The sequence below is a fragment of the Oceanobacillus limi genome (assembly GCF_900111445.1).
Classification (GTDB): Bacteria; Bacillota; Bacilli; order Bacillales; family Amphibacillaceae; genus Ornithinibacillus; species Ornithinibacillus limi.
This window is the reverse complement of record NZ_FOHE01000021.1, coordinates 16,653-33,643: the sequence shown is the minus strand read 5'-3', so window position 1 is coordinate 33,643 and position 16,991 is coordinate 16,653. Positions and strand designations below refer to the sequence as shown.

Below are 16,991 nucleotides of genomic sequence, written 5' to 3'. Positions count from 1 at the left end.
TCTAATGATAGGAAGGTCATTGTTAAACTTCATTCAAAGTCGATATAATATATCACGTACTAAAAAATTGATATTCTAGTAATCGGCTGATGGTGTAATACTTAATTCTTATCCTTACAAAATGGAACTTAGAAAAGCTTTGGTACGCTCTTCTTTAGGGTTATCAAATAATTCACTTGGATGACCATATTCTACGATTTTGCCATCATGCATATATACAACCCAATCGCCAACTTCTCGCGCAAACCCCATCTCATGCGTCACAACCACCATTGTCATGCCTTCTTCAGCCAATTCCTTCATCGTTGCAAGTACTTCTCCAACTAATTCAGGATCCAAAGCTGAAGTAGGCTCATCGAACAGCATTACATCTGGTTTCATGGCTAGGGCTCTAGCAATCGCAACGCGTTGTTTCTGTCCGCCGGATAAAGTAGACGGATAAACATCATATTTATCACCCAAACCTACTTTGTCAAGTAATTCTTTCCCTTCTTGGATCGCTTTAGATTTCGCAATACCTTTCACTTGTGTCGGGGCTTCAATGACATTTTCAATCACGGTTTTATGAGGGAACAAATTGAAGTGTTGAAAAACCATCCCAACACGCTCACGTATCTTATTTAAGTCATGCGTTTCTTTTTCTACTTGTTCCCCATCAATGATAATTTTTCCGTCATTTTTTATTTCTAAAAAGTTGAGGCAACGCAGAAGCGTACTTTTTCCAGAACCACTCGCTCCAACAAGTACTACTACATCACTTTCATTTACTTTTAAATCAATATCCTTTAAAACATGTAAGTCTCCAAAGAATTTATTTAATTTTTCAACCCTAATCATTTCGTTGGTGTTCATGCCAGTCCTCCTCTCTAATCACTTTTAGCCATTCTATTTTCGATATAATTCACAATCAATGTTAAGGCAAGTACAATGACTAAATAATAAATTGCAGCAATAAAGTAATAGGTTAAGTAATCAAAGTTATTGGAGCCTCCTGAACTTGCAACACCGAATATCTCTTGTAATCCGATGAATGAAACAAGCGAGGAGTCTTTAATACCAATGATAAACTGGTTACCTAACGAAGGAACCGCTCGGCGAAATGCTTGTGGTAAAATAATTCGTTTCATCGTCTTCCCCGTAGTCATTCCAAGAGATCTCCCAGCTTCCATTTGCCCTTTATCGATCGATTGAATAGCTCCACGAATAATCTCCGCAATATAGGCTCCACTATGAAACGCTAGTCCAGCTGCCCCAGCCCAAAACATTGGAATTAAAACAATCTCAACTAAACCATAATATAAAACAAAAATTTGAACAATTAACGGTGTCCCACGAACTAACCAAATATAGGCGTCTGCTATCCATTCTAAAATTTTAATATTCGATATTTTTAAGATTGCAAAAAACAAACCAATAAAAAAAGCAATAAATAACGAAGCTGCTGAAAGCTTCAATGTAATCCATAACCCATTTAAAAATAGGTCGTAGGTATCAATAAATACTTCTATTAAATGAGACAAAAAGGTCAACTCCTTTGTGAAGGACAAATGTGCGCATCAATCTGCGCACATTTGAATCTTACTTTATTCTAACTCTTCAGGTTCCTGCGTTATATCTACTCCAATCCATTCTTCAGCAAGCTCAGCCAATTCCCCACTCTCTTTTAGCTCTTGTAAAGCCTCATTAATTGATTCTAATAAAGCTTCTTTTTCTTTACTTACTGCAACCGCTTGTTCACTAACACCTAACTGGCCACGGTTCTCTATTTCTAAGCCATTTTCAATTGCTGTTTGGCCAGTGATATCGTCTGTTATTACGGCATCATGGTGTCCCGACGCTAATGACTGTAGCGCTACAACATCACTATCTACTTTAGGAATATTATCAGTATATTCTTGTGCCATTTCCACATATGTGGATCCCCTTGATACAGAAATTTCCTTTCCATTTAAATCTTCTGCTGTGTTAATATCACTGTCTGGTCTAGTATAGATAACCGGACCAGAATAATAGTACGGATCTGAAAAATTAACCTCTTCTAAACGTTCATCGGTAATGGTATGGCTAGCAACAGCAATATCATAACGCCCTTCTTTTACTCCTGTTACAATTCCATCAAATTTAGCCTTCTGCTGTACAGCTTCTAATCCTAATTTATCAGCAATTGCTTCTGCTACGGCAATATCATAGCCGATCATTTTATTTCCATCCATATAACTGAATGGTTTAAACTCACCGGATGCAGCAAAAGTAAGTTTTCCATCCTCGATCAAATCAAATTCGGATCCATTATTCGTATTACCTTCTCCATCATCACCATTAGATGAACTATCTGTTCCACATGCAGCCAACACAAATATAAACATAGCGAGAAATAATGCAATTTTCAGTTTTCTCATTCCGTTGAAACATCCCTCTCTTTGAGTTTTTCGTGCGTATGTATTAATAGAAAATACGGAATAATATTAACACTCGCACATTTTCATTATAAGTATACCAAGACTATACATAAACAACCAATGGCATATTCTTTAATATATTTTTATTCATTTGGATATTGATTTATTAATATGAAATAAATCCCAGAACCTTATATATCCTTTGCGATTCTATTTATACCTCCAGCATGCTTGAAATTTTCAGAAAAAGACACTAGAAATCCGAGTTTGATATAGGGAGGTTTTCCTGCACATAGCTAGCAGACTGACTTAAACGCGATGTCCTGCCCCACTTCAAACCTATAAGGTTAAGTGTGGGCCATTCAAAGTGAAATGTCTGGTTCGTCCACCCATAGTATTTGCTTTCGATAATGGGTCACCTATCTATCGTCGTTTAGCATGAATACATACTTAGTCGTTTCGCTAGATATACGTATATACTCACCTCATAAATATAATTGCGCCGAATGTGCTACGTGAGCCGAGGGGGAACTGCCTTTTTAAAAATGGATAGATTAGCTTCGTGAACCTCGAAAACATCAAAAAACCTATCCATTTAGAATGAATAGGTTCTTATTACTAAAGATATTTTTTTAAGATTCCCCATGCTTCTTCTTTACCTTCTCCTGTTTCAGCTGAGAAAGGAAGGACGATGTCCCCTTGCTCAACTTGTAACGTTTGGATTGTTCGTTTTAAATGCTTTGATCGTTTTCCTTTAGGAATCTTATCTAGTTTTGTAGCCACAATGACTACTGGTAAATCAAAATGTTTGAGGAAATCATACATTTGAATATCATCTCTAGTTGGCTCATGACGGATATCTGTTATTAACAGTACTGCTTTCAGAGTCTCCCTTGTTTGGAAGTACTCCTCCATCATAACTCCCCATTTTTCTCTTTCCTTTTTTGAAACCTTTGCATAACCATATCCCGGTACATCAACGAAATAAAAAGCTTCATTGATTTTATAAAAATTCAATGTTTGTGTCTTCCCAGGTTTGGAAGATGTTCGAGCAAGGTTTTTACGATTGATCAGTTTATTAATAAAAGAAGACTTTCCAACATTAGAACGTCCTGCTAAAGCAATTTCTGGCAACTGATCATTTGGATATTGCTTCTGACTTACTGCACTTATGACAATTTCTGCATTAGTTACTTTCATGATTTTCCCCCACAAGAGCATGCTCTAAAACTTGATCTAAATGACCTACTGGAATAAACGTTAGTTCTTCACGAACGCTTTTAGGAATATCATCTAAATCTTTTTTATTCTCCTCTGGCATAATGATCGTTGTAATACCAGCACGGTGTGCACTTAATGATTTTTCTTTTAAACCACCAATAGGTAATACACGTCCACGTAACGTAATTTCCCCAGTCATCCCTACTTCTTTTCGTACTGCACGACCTGACAGTGCCGATACAAGCGCCGTTGCCATTGTAATACCAGCTGAAGGCCCATCTTTTGGTGTTGCACCTTCAGGAACATGAATATGAATATCATACTTTTCATAAAAATCAGGATCAATCTGTAATTCATCAGCACGTGAGCGAATATAGCTAAATGCTGCTTGGGCAGATTCACGCATCACTTCGCCTAATTTGCCGGTAAGCGTAAGCTTGCCTTTCCCAGGATAATGGGAAACTTCAATCGACAAGGTATCTCCACCAGCTGCGGTATAAGCTAATCCGGTTGCAGCACCCACTTGGTCCTCTTTCTCCATTTGACCATAACGAAACATCGGCTTACCAAGCAAGTCTTCGATACTCTTTTCCGTAATTATGACGCGTTTCTTTTCCTCGGAAATAATAATTTTTGCTGCTTTTCTACAAAGCTTCGCAACTTGTCTTTCGAGTCCACGAACCCCCGCTTCTCTTGTGTACATCCGAATTAATTTTAACAAAGCCTCATCACGAATTTGTAAATTACTCTTCGTTAACCCATTTTCTTTTAATTGTTTGTTAATTAAATGTTCTTTAGCAATGTGTAGTTTTTCAACTTCTGTATAACCAGAAATAGAGATTAATTCCATCCGATCAAGTAAAGGACCAGGTATATTATTGACATAGTTTGCCGTTGCAATAAACAACACATTTGATAAATCATACGTTTCTTCAATAAAATGATCACTGAATGTGCTGTTCTGTTCTGGATCTAATACCTCAAGCATCGCCGAAGATGGATCTCCTCGAAAATCATTAGACATTTTATCAATCTCATCTAATAAAAATACTGGGTTGACTGTCTTCGCTTTTTTCATCCCTTGAATAATTCTTCCGGGCATTGCTCCTATATATGTTCGACGATGGCCACGTATCTCAGCTTCATCTCGAACCCCACCTAGTGATATGCGAACAAAATTTCGGTTAATGGATGATGCAATAGATTTTGCTAGTGATGTTTTACCAACACCAGGAGGTCCTACCAGGCATAAGATCGGTCCTTTAATGGATTGGGTTAATTTCTGTACTGCTAAGTATTCAAGTATTCGATCTTTTACTTTTTCTAACCCATAATGATCCTTATCTAAGATGCCTTTCGCCTGCTCGATTTCAATTGTGTCCTTTGTCTTCTCGGTCCATGGTAAAGCTAAAAGCCATTCTAAGTAATTACGAATAACAGAACTCTCTGCTGAACTTTGTGGAACCGTTTCATAACGGTTTAATTCTTTCATAGCAACTTCCATCACACGTTTAGGCATGTCGGATTCTTCTAGCTTTTCTCTCAGTTGACTAACTTCGCCTGTTTTTCCATCTTTATCGCCTAGTTCTTTTTGAATTGCCTTCATTTGCTCACGAAGGTAATACTCTTTCTGGGTTTTTTCCATCGAGCTTTTTACTCGTTGACCAATTTTCTTTTCTAGATCTAATACCTTTTGTTCATTTGAAATTAATTTAATTAAGTGTTTTAACCTTTTTTGAATGTGAACAATCTCCAGTAATTCTTGTTTATCTTTGATCTTTAATGATAAATGAGAGGTGATAATATCAGCCATTCTTCCAGGTTCATCAATATCTGAAACGGTTGCTAACGTTTCCTTCGTTATTTTCTTAGATATTTTGATGTAATTTTCAAATTGACTTAAAAGTGAACGCATTAGCGCTTCTTGTTCATTCTCGTCTCCTGAAATCTCTTCTAGTTCATTTATTTCTACAACGAACTCCTCTTCTTCCTCTACAAAGCGGACAATTTCCCCTCTATACAACCCTTCAACTAGTACACGAACCGTACCATTTGGGAGTTTTAACATTTGCTTCACACGTGCTAACGTACCTATTTGGTATATTTCATTAGGTTTTGGGTCATCTATACTGACCTTTTTCTGCGCAGCTAAAAATATCGTTTGATCATCCATCATTGCCTTTTCCAAAGCTGCAATGGATTTGTCTCTACCTACATCAAGATGCAGTACCATAGACGGGAAAATTAGTAATCCACGTAAAGGAAGGAGGGGGAGTTGTTTATAATCATTAGTCATTTAGTATGTACCTCCAAAATGTTATGAAATTATTTTCTTGCTTCATATGTATTATGTTTCTTTAAAGTTTATAAAAAATTACCTAACTTGTAAAACTTAGCGCCTACTTAGTATTCCCTCCAGATCCATGATCATCCAAAATACTATATAAAAGAAAGAGACTAACAAAGCATGAAGGATACCTTTTTAAAATGATCAAAGGACCTCATAGCTATGTCAGTCTCAAAATGATGGGGATTAATTTACTACTATGCGCTTTCTCTCGGTAATGTTTCATTACCTTCTTTAATCGTACCATCCGTAAAGATCAATTTTGGACTTCCATTTTCATTTACCACAGTGTCTTTTGTTATAACACATTTTTCGATATCTGCACGTGAAGGTAACTCAAACATAACATCCAACATGATACTTTCGATAATAGAGCGTAAACCACGTGCTCCTGTTTTACGTTCGATTGCTTTTCTAGCAATTTCAACTAACGCATCGTCCTCAAATTCTAACTCCACATTATCCATTTGGAATAGCTTCTCATACTGTTTTACGAGAGCATTTTTTGGTTTTGTTAAAATTTCAACTAACGCGTCTTCATCTAACGGTTCAAGACTTCCGATTACCGGTAGTCTTCCGATGAACTCTGGAATCAATCCATAGCGTAATAAATCTTCTGGTAAGACCTTCGATAATAATTCGCCTTTGTCTAAATCCTCTTGTTTTTCGTTCGAACCAAAACCGATTACTTTTTTACCTAAACGACGTTTAATTACTTGATCGATTCCATCAAATGCACCACCACAAATAAATAAAATATTTGTAGTGTCGATTTGAATGAATTCTTGGTGTGGATGCTTTCGTCCGCCTTGTGGTGGTACACTTGCTACCGTTCCTTCAAGGATTTTCAATAGTGCTTGCTGAACGCCCTCACCAGAGACATCTCTTGTAATTGACGGATTTTCAGATTTACGTGCTACCTTATCAATTTCGTCGATGTAGATAATTCCTTTTTCAGCTTTCTCTACATCATAGTCAGCAGACTGAATCAACTTTAACAGGATATTTTCCACATCTTCTCCTACATAGCCAGCTTCTGTTAATGATGTAGCATCTGCCATAGCAAAGGGTACATTCAATATTCTAGCTAGTGTCTGAGCAAGCAATGTTTTACCACTACCTGTTGGACCAATCATAGCAATGTTACTTTTAGAAAGCTCTACATCATCCGTATTTTTTGTAGAATTAATACGCTTATAGTGATTATAAACGGCAACAGAAAGGTTTTTCTTCGCTTTCCCTTGTCCAATTACATAATCATCTAATATTTCATTAATTTCTCTTGGCTTAGGTATTTCTTTATATTCTGTTTCTTCCTCCGTACCAAGTTCTTCTTCAACAATCTCTGTACAAAGATCAATACATTCATCACATATATAAACGCCAGGGCCAGCAACTAATTTACGGACTTGCTCTTGGCTTTTACCGCAGAATGAACATTTTAATTGCCCTTTTTCTTCATTAAATTTAAACATTAAATTTTTCACCCCTAAAAGTTTGAATCGACTTCTAAGCTCTACGATTTTTGTTTCAACTCATAGTAATCATATCAGATCAAATTTAGAAAACAAAACAATATACTCTTTAATCAATAATCTGGATGAAGTATAGAGGCATGTTGCGTGAGTAAAAGCAATTATTTTCCTAATACTTAATGTAGTATATGATACAACCTATGTTATTCATGTCTTTTTGTTGCTTATTTATCCCTTATTTTCATCATGACTCATTCATTGTATAAATGTTTTCTGATGAAATTTATTTATATAGTGTAAAACAAGGTGCGAAAATCCGCACCTTGTTTTATTCACTATGTTAAAGGATGTTATGCTATTATATTAAACAGTTTTGCTATTTTCAACTAAAAAGTCAATCGCTTTTCTGAATTTCAAATCTTCCTTAATCGCATCTGAATTTCCACCAAGCATTTGTTTTAATTGCTCTACATCTGTTCCATACATAGACGCCATATTTTCTAATTCTGCTTGAACATCTTCATCTGAAGCTTCTAAATTCTCCACATTAGCAATTGTTTCTAACGTAAGGTTAGTTTTCACACGTTTACCAGCATCTTCTTTCATTTGTTCTTTTAATGCTGATTCATCTTGACCAGAGAATTGGAAATACATATCCATTGTCATTCCTTGCATTTGTAGACGTTGTTCAAACTCTTTGACCATGCGATCTAACTCTGTATCTACCATTGCATCTGGAATTTCAACCTGTGCATTTTCAGAAGCTTTTTCAATCAATGTTTCACGCATTTGATTATCAGCATCTTGTTTCTTTTGCGTTTCAAGTTCTTCTTTTTTCTTAGCTTTTAAATCAGCAAGTGTTTCCACTTCTTCGTCAACATCTTTAGCAAATTCATCATCAAGTTCTGGAAGCTCTTTCGCTTTGATTTCATGAATTTTCACTTTAAATGTAGCATTTTTACCAGCTAGTTCTTCAGCATGGTAATCCTCAGGGAAAGTTACCTCGATTTCAGCTTCTTCTCCTGCTTCTTTACCAACTAATTTTTCTTCAAACCCCGGAATAAATTGACCAGAACCGATTTCTAGTGAATGATTTTCACCTTTTCCGCCATCAAAAGCTTCTCCATCAAGGAATCCTTCAAAATCCATCACAACGGTATCGCCTTCTTCAACTTTTCCTTCTTCTTTAACAATAAGTTCAGCATGACGCTCTCGTAGCTGTTCTAATTCAGAATCAACGTCTTCATCTGTAACAGTTACATCTTGCTCTTCTACTTCAAGACCTTTGTAATCACCTAGCGTTACTTCTGGTTTAACTGTAACTTTTGCAGTAAAGATAAGCTCTTTTCCTTTTTCAATTTCTTCAATGTCGATTGATGGTTGATCAACAGGCTCAATTCCAGCTTCTTCAATAGCTTTCATATAAGCATCTGGTAATACAATATCAACAGCATCTTGATATAAAGATTCAACACCGAAACGTTTTTCAAAAATACTGCGTGGAATTTTACCTTTACGGAAACCTGGAATTTGTACTGTTTTTACTACTTTCTTAAAGGCTTTATCTAAAGCAGTATCAAATTCCTCTGCTGTAACTTCAAAAGTTAAAACTCCTTCATTGCCTTCTTGTTTTTCCCATTTTGTTGACATATAATTCCCTCCAAAATCTATTATTTCCATTTATTACTTCTATTATTTTAAATCAACAATCATATTTTTTCATAATTACTCATTTCAGCTAATAAGTACGATAAATATGTATATAGAAGCTATGGTAAATCTCATATTTACAACCACCTAATTATAACATAATTATATCGCCTTTCAAGCAATTACATTAGAAAAGTTGCCATGTACCAAGCCTATCGTATGAATCACCAATATTGTTATATATATAAGAAAATAGTAATACCTTTTATCTGCCCAGAAAACGTAAAATAGTATTGAAAGATATTCACTTAATAGAATATGGTAATGAAAAATGTTGATTTTATGTAATCAAATCGTTATGAAAGCCGTGATGTTAGTCTTCTATGATACTTAAATAAAGCTGCTCACACATTTTTATCTCGTCAACATAGTGAAACTGGTTATGATTAAGTTCTTCCCTAGTTTCATTAGGAATATTCAACATCTGATCGCCAATATATCGTAATGCTCCAGCTATATGTACTGCTTCTTCACTAGGTGGAAGTAATGGATACCTTACATATGCATACCGATCTAATAATTGCTTTATAAGCTGGAATAGCGTTGGATTTTCTTGCTCCAATTCACTAATTAGCAGCATTGTTTGTTTCATTGTAGGATGTGTCTTTAGGCCAATTACATCAATTGGTTTTACATGTAGTTGAGAGCCTAACTTTTCTACATCAATTAAATCAGATACTTCTTGATCTTGAAACCAACGAAACAGCGCTGTTTTGATTACTGGGTGAATATATTCCTCTTTCAATAAAGAATATAATTTTTTGTCTGGCGTAGCATTTAATTGATGTAGACGATTAATAATTCGCCATTGGTTTTCGTGATTTTGAGACTCGACTGCTGTTTTCAATTCTTTTAAATATTCGTTTGATTCTTCACTGTTCACTTCTTTTGCCATTTTTGAACTCACATCATACAATTGCCGGAACTGTTCCCGCATCATATACGGTACATTAGAACCTTCCAATTCACGATCAACTTGTTCCATTAGAAGACTGTATTGATTTGTTTGAAATAAAATCGTTAAATATATATGTACATAATGGTAGTAATCTTCATCCTTTTGACTCATTGCCTCTTCACACAGCACTTGAGCTTCTTCGTGTCTACCTAATTCCATTAGACAAATTAGCTTACCAATAATGATTTCATGACTATGTATTTGATAGTTTAGAAGCTCATTTAGCTTCCCTAATGCTTCTTCATATCTTTTTTCCTTTAATGCTTCCAAGCTTTCCTCTTCTAAGGTCACTCTCCACTTCGGAAAGAGAATAACCTTGTCCTTTTCACCTTCCATTTCTTCCCTCCTTTTTCCTATTATTTACTTAATAGTAATATACATTCCCGTTCATGCAAAATTTAAACAGAGAAGCGACAGCAAGATCCCCTTTGACGTACGTGTACCTCCAAAAAAAATAGAAACCTACATGAAATAGGTTTCTAGGTAAACGTCCCAGGCAGGATTCGAACCTGCGACCCACAGCTTAGAAGGTAGGTTCGGAGTCTATCCGTTATGTATTCCGACCACTCAAACGTTACTCTGGCGGTGGTCTATACGGTAAGTTACCGGTGAAAACTAGTCCTCGCACTTCCTTAAGGGGCGACAATCACCGCATTTATTAGTCTTACGGTGTTATTATATCCGATTTTATGTCGAATTACAATAAGGAACGAGAATCTACCTATTATATAGTGTCTGTATGTCGGACTAACTACGATATTAATTCCGCCGTCCCCTCGACACCTTCCTCCGCCATCATTTCGCGAAGCCTATCGACCCTAGCCGTATCTATTCCGTAAAATTTAACGTAAGGCGGTCGCTTTTTCGCTCGGGCATGAACACTTTGCAACTCCGCATAGGTTTCGATTTTCTTCCGATTCTCCGTCATCCGTTGCGTCCGATCAATCTCGACGAACCACCTACGCCCGCCTTGCGTAAATGTAGCGTCGGAAACAAACCGGACTTTTCCGTACTTACCGCGAAAGGACGCTTCCCTTTCCGTTTCCCAGTCCGTCGGCATATCTAGCGCAAGGTATGCCTCGTTACATAATATGGTATGTTCGACATACCTCCGCTTAAATGGCGTCTTGTTATCTTCGCCTATCAGCTCGCGCCCCTCTTTCGTTAGTCCGTATATCTTCTGTTGCCACCGTATCGACCGTATTAAATTATCGGACTCTAAGCGTGCAAGTATACGGTTAGCATTGCGGACTCCTCCGAGGTTACAAGCCGTTTGTAATTGCGATCTAGTGGCGAATACTAGCTTATTCAAACTCGATAATATCTCGGTCGTTCTCCGTTGGAACTTCGTTTGTGCGTACACGATCGTCCCTCCTTTCGCCTAATTCGCCCCAAGTGATAACGCTCCTTTTCGTAAGCTTTAGGCGCTTCGCCATTTCCTCGTCGGATAAATACGGCACCTGTACGATTTGGCGGTCAACCGTGCGGTATATTCCGCGTCCCGGATTCGGAAGATATTCCGCGCCATTTTCGTCGATCGCTACGCGCGAAGCTAACTCGGTAGGTAATCGGAAAGCCATCTTAGCGTCTGCGTTCTGTTTGACCGCGCGAGGGAGCGAATCGGCAGTCGGATACTGGGTCGCGTGTATAAGGCGCCAACCTAGCGCTCCTGCAATGCGCGTGATCTCCGCCATACACCACTGACAATACTGCATGAGTTTCTTTTCCTCGTCGTCCATAAACGGTTCCGGCGTTAACTGCGCAGCTTCATCGATAATGATAAATGTCCGTTGTTTGATCGGAGTATTGACGATGTTTGTATAGCCGTTATCGCGGAAATACGCCATTGTTTCGTTCATCTGTTGACGGAGTTTCGTAAATACTTCCGCAGCTTCCGACGCATCCGAGGCTACCTCGACCACTTGCGGTAATTTCGCATATCTCCCGAACTCCAATCCGCCCTTTAGGTCGATCATATAAAAGCGTATATCTTCGCCGTGCCGTTCGGATAGGTACGTCAGTACATTCTTCAAAAACACCGTCTTACCTTGCCGAGTTGCGCCAGCTACCGTCATGTGCGGAGTTTTATCGAAGTTATGGAATAACCACCCGTCAAGCGACTTTCCGATCGGCACAACGTAACCGCCACGATTCGGCACCTTAGCGTATGAAATATTCTCCGGTAAATTTTCGTTATAGAATCGGACGTATAATCGACCACCCTCTGCGTAAACCTTAACGGGGACATCGAACGCCTCTACGATTGCTTTTTCGAGTGATTCGGATAATACGTTACCTAACGGGATAGAATACGAATACTCCGCGTAATTTCCTGCCGTCGTTTCTCCGAGGTATTTCGGTAATCCTTGCTTAAGGTTTCCGTAGAGGTCGCGATATTCCCGGAGAAAACCGGTACGGCGGAAAATGATCGATAACCGTCTTTTGTACGACATGTTAGTTTCAGGCATAAATACGGCAGCGGTTAACGCCGCTATGGATGTGTATGCAAAAACAGAAAACATAACATTCCCCCTTCCTTTTACTTATTCCTTTTTATATTCTTTTAATTGACCACCCTAGAATTGGTAGATGGTATACTAGGAAAGTTGAATTCTCGCTCTTGTTGTTATTATTTATCTATTCCAGTTAACTTGAACACTTCTTTAGAAGTTGCTCTTATCATTCCTTTCTATCCCAACTTCTCGGTGGCGGATTTTTTTAGAATAGTAGAGACAAAACATGGTCCCATTCCTGCGCGACACTTTCGTTAACCACATCGATGCTGTGATTTATCCACTTGTATGCCCAATCTAATTTAAGTGTATCTGCAATAGAACTAACCGCATAATCCGCCTCACATATTAATTCATTCGTATAACAGACGTTATAAACCCGCTCTGTAGGCGTTGTATAGTCGAGAAAATCGAAGAAACTTTTCACTGGTTCAAACTCCCCATTTACTACGTCACCTATCTTTTCGCCATTAACGCTAATCTTAACGCCCATACTCTACGCTCCTTTACAGCTATTACACATATCACTCGAATCAGTAGTTGCAAATTCCGCAACCTTCCCACACCAACGACAATAACGCTTCTCCCAAATCCACCTAATCATACTATCTCCTCCTATATAAATGAATTTACATCGGCTTCTTGACTTTCCGGCTCCACCTTCGGAACAACCGGCTCACCTAATATATCCCGCAATATCAACGATTTAACATACGCACTAAAATTCGATTTCCCTTCGCAATGCTCGAATAATTCCCGTTGGCCATCGTCCGCCACGTTGAACGATACACCTTTCGTCTTTAACCGTACTACTTTCGCCATAATCGCTCACCTATCCGATAATAGCCGATTACATTCGCAAACTCCGGCGGATACGTCTTTCCGTTATAAATCGAATACAACGGAGGGTAGCCGAGATATTCCGATAACTCCTCCGCACCTCCGCCGATTAGTTGGACGCTAGCATTCGGACTCCACCCGAGATCAATCGTTATATTCCGGATACTTTCCGCAATGGATTCGTTACCGCCTGCGATATTCTCCATTCCGCGAGAAACCGTGTCGCTCTCTGCGTTGATGAAGCGCCCACTCGATACCGATGCGAAGTTAATCGTACCGCTACCAATATCGATATAGTACGACTTGGATTTCGAAGGTAATCCCGCTAACGCTGCCGATCCGCCCTCAACTCCGACCGCCACATCGTCGACGATAATACGCCTCTTGACGTTATTGACCGTAATCTCATGCGTACCAATTAACATACGTCGGATATCGTCCTTATCGGCGTTGTGGCGTGCGATTGGCTGACCGACGACCAAACGTACTGGCTCCGTTAGAGAAAGCGTTGAGAGCGCCAATAACGCGCGTATAAGCGCATCTTCGTGTAGCTTCGTATCTCCGCGTTTATTTCGGTCTAATAACGTCCGCTCATCGTGAGCCAGTTCGCCAGCTATTCCGCGTCGTCCGTTATATTCGAAGATAAAGTCGTATTTTCGCATAGAGTTCGTTACCTTTTGCGTACGGTACGGCAGAATGTCCGAAGGGAACGATTCTACCGTAGTATCCGTACAAATTTTCGTGCGATAGTTGCCCCAATCAATTCCGACAATCATCGGGTATCTCCGCCTTTTAGGATAGGCGCGATATTAACGTGAAATAGTTCGGAAGGCATTGCGTCGTATATTTCGTCAACAGGTCGCGAGTTATGGTCGACGACTAGTTCCGTGTCTAAACTAACTCCGAGTTCCCATTGAGCGTCTTTACTTCGTTTAAATTGAATAACGGTAATTTCCAATTCATTCACCCCTTTAATTTACTTTAAATCTAACGTTATATTAACTAAATTAGATTTAACTTACTTTTAATCTATGGGCGAATACCTAGAAACTTGCCTGTCTTACACAAATTTGTTTGGAAAAATTTTAAGGTAATGTTGTGAAAGGATTTTTAGTAGTTGGTGTAGAAAGTATTAATAGAGGTGATATCATGTTAAAAAGCAATATTGGAGAGATAATAAAAAACTCCCCTTATCGGAGAGATTATATAGAAAAACATATGGAAGTATCTACAAATACTCTTTCTAATTGGTGCCGAGGAAAGACAACGCCGAAAGCAGAAGATTTATTTAAACTAGCGAAATTACTTGGCAAATCCGTTGACGAATTGTACGAATACACCGAGGATTAACTGTGCCATTTTAGCGCAACTGGCATTCCGCAACGGCGACATTTAAAATCCTCTCTATCTTGTAGAACGGTCGCCTTCTTATCGCAGTTAGGACACGTTACCTTATACGATTTAAACTTACCGGGTGCAAACGGATATACAGCCATCCCTAAAGCTCCCATAAATAACGGAATAGCGAATATGAATCCGATAATAGTTAACGACATTAATAATCCTATTAGAGTCATGAATAATGCAATCGCAGGTAATACGACCATTGCCGGAATACGCCACGCCCAACTCAACTTCTTCGGTTTTTTCTTCGTAATTTCTAACGTCATATATTCGTATGCGTGCGACATAACAACGCCTCCTTTTCGTTTATACATATGTATATTTTCGCACAACTTCTAATATTACGCAAAAATAAAAAGCCTACCCGTTAAGGTAGGCGTTAGTATTATAGATTTCCGCGATTTAATCTCCGCTGTAACTCCGCAACCATTAGCGAAGATGGTCGGCTTATGACGCCGTCTTGTTCCGTACCTAAGTACGCTTGTAATTTGCGTACAGTATTCGGACCAATACGTCCGTCCTGCTTTGCGCCGATCTTCTTTTGAAGCGCCTTAATTACGAGACTTCCGCCATTTCCGTAAGATACACTCGGAATAGCTTCGGTAATGGAATGTCGAGACTGTCCGCTAATTACTCCGTCTACTGGCGTGCCTAAATACGCTTGTAATGCGCGAGTTGTATCCGGACCCCACGAACCATCGACCGTCAAATTCGCCTTTGGCTTCGATTCTTTCTTCGGCTTTGGTTTCGGTTTAGATTCCGATACAACTCCGTCCGGTAATACGATTTTCTGTCCGACATGAATAACGTTAGGATCGTCTAGGTCGTTTATCTGCGCCAATACTGCGACAGTTGTGTCGTGTGATTTCGCAATAGCGCTTAGTGTGTCGTCTTTTTGTACGGTGTATGTTTCGTTAGCTTGCGACTGTTCTTTCGTAGGTTCTTCGTCATTAGGCGCCTTGTATTCTACGCCTAGAATGTCGCACCATACCTCGACGACAGCCTCGGCTACTGCGTAGAAATTGTCCTCGTCCTTATAGAAGTCGTGGTCGACTTTATTATCGATAAATCCGTATTCAACGATAATAGTCGTCGTACTTCCGGTTAGACGATGCATAAAGTAGTAGTCTCCGCGACTACCTTTCCGTTTGAATACGCGACGTAACGGAAGTCCGGATTCGTCAACGATAGCATTCGCGATACGTTCCGCAATTTCATCGTCAGAATAAATCGAATAAATCGTCTCAACTCCGCGAGCCTTTCCGTTAAATGCGTTAAAGTGATTCGACATGCAATAGTCGTATTTATTCTTGATCGCATTGGTACGACTAACGCTGTCCTGCGTTACGTCCGTTTTCCGTCCGATTGTAACATCCGCACCAAGTTCGCTTAATCTATCGTATTGGTATAACGATATTCTTAGCGTCCAGTCTTTCTCGTTAACGCCGAATCCGTTTGCTCCGTTATCACTTCCGCCGTGTCCCGGGTCGATAAATAACGACTTACTCATTACTCGTCATCCTTTCGCGGTTTAACGTAACCTAACGCTTGCTTGCTATCGCCTACTCCGTCGGTTGTATGGTCGGTCACAATTCCGAGCAAGATTAGTACGGTGAATACTCCGTTAACCAATTTCGCCAGTTCTGCGCCAATTAAGTCGGCTGCAATCGGAATATCGAACCATCCTGCGACAAGTTGTACGACAACTAATACCGCAGGGATTATCGCCAACCAAAACGACTTATTCTTAACGCGTACCTTCCAATTTACTTTCGCCATATTACCGTCCCCTTTCGTTACATATAAAAGCTATTCATAATCGGCAATAGCGCCAAGCCAATCGTTATCAATATTCCGATAAGCCAACGCCTACCTGTCCGCTCATTCTCGACGTAGTTGTCGAAGTTTTCTTCGTTACGTTGCGCTAGGCTTAACGCCTTGTCCGCCTTATCCTCGGCATTGTCCGCTTTGGCAAAGGCGTTCGTTGCCTGCGTGTTAATCGTTTCGAGTAAATTCGTTTGGTGCGTTTGGTTCGTATCAATCTTAACGAGCCACTCGCGTATTTCTGCGATCGTCTGCGCGTACTCCTTTTCGTCCAATGTTCGATACCTCCCGTTTTACGGC

19 protein-coding genes are annotated in these 16,991 nt (G+C 39.2%); 1 reads left to right on the top strand and 18 read right to left on the bottom strand.

Annotated elements, in window-relative coordinates:
- Positions 1-114 precede the first annotated feature (114 nt).
- The 14 genes from BMX40_RS16760 to BMX40_RS16695 form a co-directional block, all read right to left on the bottom strand.
- Complete coding sequence (locus BMX40_RS16760; RefSeq protein ID WP_090872081.1) at positions 115-852, bottom strand: amino acid ABC transporter ATP-binding protein; 738 nt, start codon at positions 850-852, stop codon at positions 115-117.
- A gap of 14 nt (positions 853-866) precedes the next feature.
- Positions 867-1,529 (bottom strand): amino acid ABC transporter permease, encoded by a 663-nt coding sequence (locus tag BMX40_RS16755; protein WP_090872135.1) that lies wholly within the window; start codon positions 1,527-1,529, stop codon positions 867-869.
- 54 nt (positions 1,530-1,583) lie between these two features.
- Complete coding sequence (locus tag BMX40_RS16750; RefSeq protein WP_090872079.1) at positions 1,584-2,399, bottom strand: transporter substrate-binding domain-containing protein; 816 nt, start codon at positions 2,397-2,399, stop codon at positions 1,584-1,586.
- A gap of 618 nt (positions 2,400-3,017) precedes the next feature.
- Positions 3,018-3,599: a ribosome biogenesis GTP-binding protein YihA/YsxC gene (yihA, locus tag BMX40_RS16745; RefSeq protein ID WP_090872076.1), complete on the bottom strand. Its 582-nt coding sequence runs from the start codon at positions 3,597-3,599 to the stop codon at positions 3,018-3,020.
- Positions 3,586-5,916, bottom strand: a complete 2,331-nt coding sequence (gene lon, locus BMX40_RS16740; RefSeq protein WP_090872074.1) for an endopeptidase La — start codon at positions 5,914-5,916, stop codon at positions 3,586-3,588. The genes yihA and lon overlap by 14 nt, the downstream gene beginning before the upstream one ends.
- Positions 5,917-6,164: 248 nt before the next feature.
- Positions 6,165-7,442, bottom strand: a complete 1,278-nt coding sequence (clpX, locus tag BMX40_RS16735; RefSeq protein ID WP_090872072.1) for an ATP-dependent protease ATP-binding subunit ClpX — start codon at positions 7,440-7,442, stop codon at positions 6,165-6,167.
- Positions 7,443-7,805: 363 nt separating this feature from the next.
- On the bottom strand, positions 7,806-9,092 hold the full coding sequence (tig, locus tag BMX40_RS16730; protein ID WP_090872070.1) for a trigger factor: 1,287 nt from the start codon (positions 9,090-9,092) through the stop codon (positions 7,806-7,808).
- Between the two features lie 373 nt (positions 9,093-9,465).
- Positions 9,466-10,446, bottom strand: a complete 981-nt coding sequence (locus BMX40_RS16725) for a tetratricopeptide repeat protein (protein ID WP_090872068.1) — start codon at positions 10,444-10,446, stop codon at positions 9,466-9,468.
- Positions 10,447-10,861: 415 nt separating this feature from the next.
- The gene (locus BMX40_RS16720) at positions 10,862-11,473 is read right to left on the bottom strand and encodes a replication-relaxation family protein (RefSeq protein ID WP_170840833.1); all 612 of its coding nucleotides are present in this window, start codon (positions 11,471-11,473) and stop codon (positions 10,862-10,864) included.
- Positions 11,415-12,632, bottom strand: coding sequence for an FtsK/SpoIIIE domain-containing protein (locus BMX40_RS16715; RefSeq protein WP_090872066.1), 1,218 nt, complete (start codon positions 12,630-12,632; stop codon positions 11,415-11,417). The genes BMX40_RS16720 and BMX40_RS16715 overlap by 59 nt, the downstream gene beginning before the upstream one ends.
- A 196-nt stretch (positions 12,633-12,828) precedes the next feature.
- Positions 12,829-13,116 carry a hypothetical protein gene (locus BMX40_RS16710; RefSeq protein WP_090872064.1) on the bottom strand — a complete coding sequence of 96 codons (288 nt, stop codon included), beginning with the start codon at positions 13,114-13,116 and terminating at the stop codon, positions 12,829-12,831.
- Between the two features lie 122 nt (positions 13,117-13,238).
- The gene (locus tag BMX40_RS16705) at positions 13,239-13,445 is read right to left on the bottom strand and encodes a hypothetical protein (RefSeq protein WP_090872063.1); all 207 of its coding nucleotides are present in this window, start codon (positions 13,443-13,445) and stop codon (positions 13,239-13,241) included.
- Positions 13,433-14,239: a ParM/StbA family protein gene (locus BMX40_RS16700; RefSeq protein ID WP_090872061.1), complete on the bottom strand. Its 807-nt coding sequence runs from the start codon at positions 14,237-14,239 to the stop codon at positions 13,433-13,435. The genes BMX40_RS16705 and BMX40_RS16700 overlap by 13 nt, the downstream gene beginning before the upstream one ends.
- On the bottom strand, positions 14,236-14,421 hold the full coding sequence (locus tag BMX40_RS16695) for a hypothetical protein (RefSeq protein ID WP_090872059.1): 186 nt from the start codon (positions 14,419-14,421) through the stop codon (positions 14,236-14,238). Before BMX40_RS16695 ends, BMX40_RS16700 begins: the two co-directional genes overlap by 4 nt.
- 140 nt (positions 14,422-14,561) lie before the next feature.
- Here BMX40_RS16695 and BMX40_RS16690 point away from each other — a divergent pair, with 140 nt between their 5' ends.
- Positions 14,562-14,813, top strand: a complete 252-nt coding sequence (locus BMX40_RS16690) for a helix-turn-helix transcriptional regulator (RefSeq protein ID WP_244513644.1) — start codon at positions 14,562-14,564, stop codon at positions 14,811-14,813.
- On the opposite strand, the gene BMX40_RS16685 is transcribed toward BMX40_RS16690, so the two are convergent.
- The 4 genes from BMX40_RS16685 to BMX40_RS16670 all read right to left on the bottom strand — a co-directional run bounded on the left by BMX40_RS16685 (position 14,810) and on the right by BMX40_RS16670 (position 16,966).
- Positions 14,810-15,154 (bottom strand): DUF2614 family zinc ribbon-containing protein, encoded by a 345-nt coding sequence (locus BMX40_RS16685; RefSeq protein WP_090872055.1) that lies wholly within the window; start codon positions 15,152-15,154, stop codon positions 14,810-14,812. The genes BMX40_RS16690 and BMX40_RS16685 overlap by 4 nt on opposite strands.
- A gap of 98 nt (positions 15,155-15,252) precedes the next feature.
- Positions 15,253-16,377 (bottom strand): N-acetylmuramoyl-L-alanine amidase, encoded by a 1,125-nt coding sequence (locus tag BMX40_RS16680; protein ID WP_090872053.1) that lies wholly within the window; start codon positions 16,375-16,377, stop codon positions 15,253-15,255.
- Positions 16,377-16,646 carry a phage holin gene (locus BMX40_RS16675; protein ID WP_090872051.1) on the bottom strand — a complete coding sequence of 90 codons (270 nt, stop codon included), beginning with the start codon at positions 16,644-16,646 and terminating at the stop codon, positions 16,377-16,379. The genes BMX40_RS16680 and BMX40_RS16675 overlap by 1 nt, the downstream gene beginning before the upstream one ends.
- Positions 16,647-16,663: 17 nt before the next feature.
- A complete protein-coding gene (locus BMX40_RS16670; RefSeq protein ID WP_090872049.1) occupies positions 16,664-16,966 on the bottom strand; it encodes a hypothetical protein in 303 nt (100 codons plus the stop codon).
- Positions 16,967-16,991: the final 25 nt, after the last annotated feature.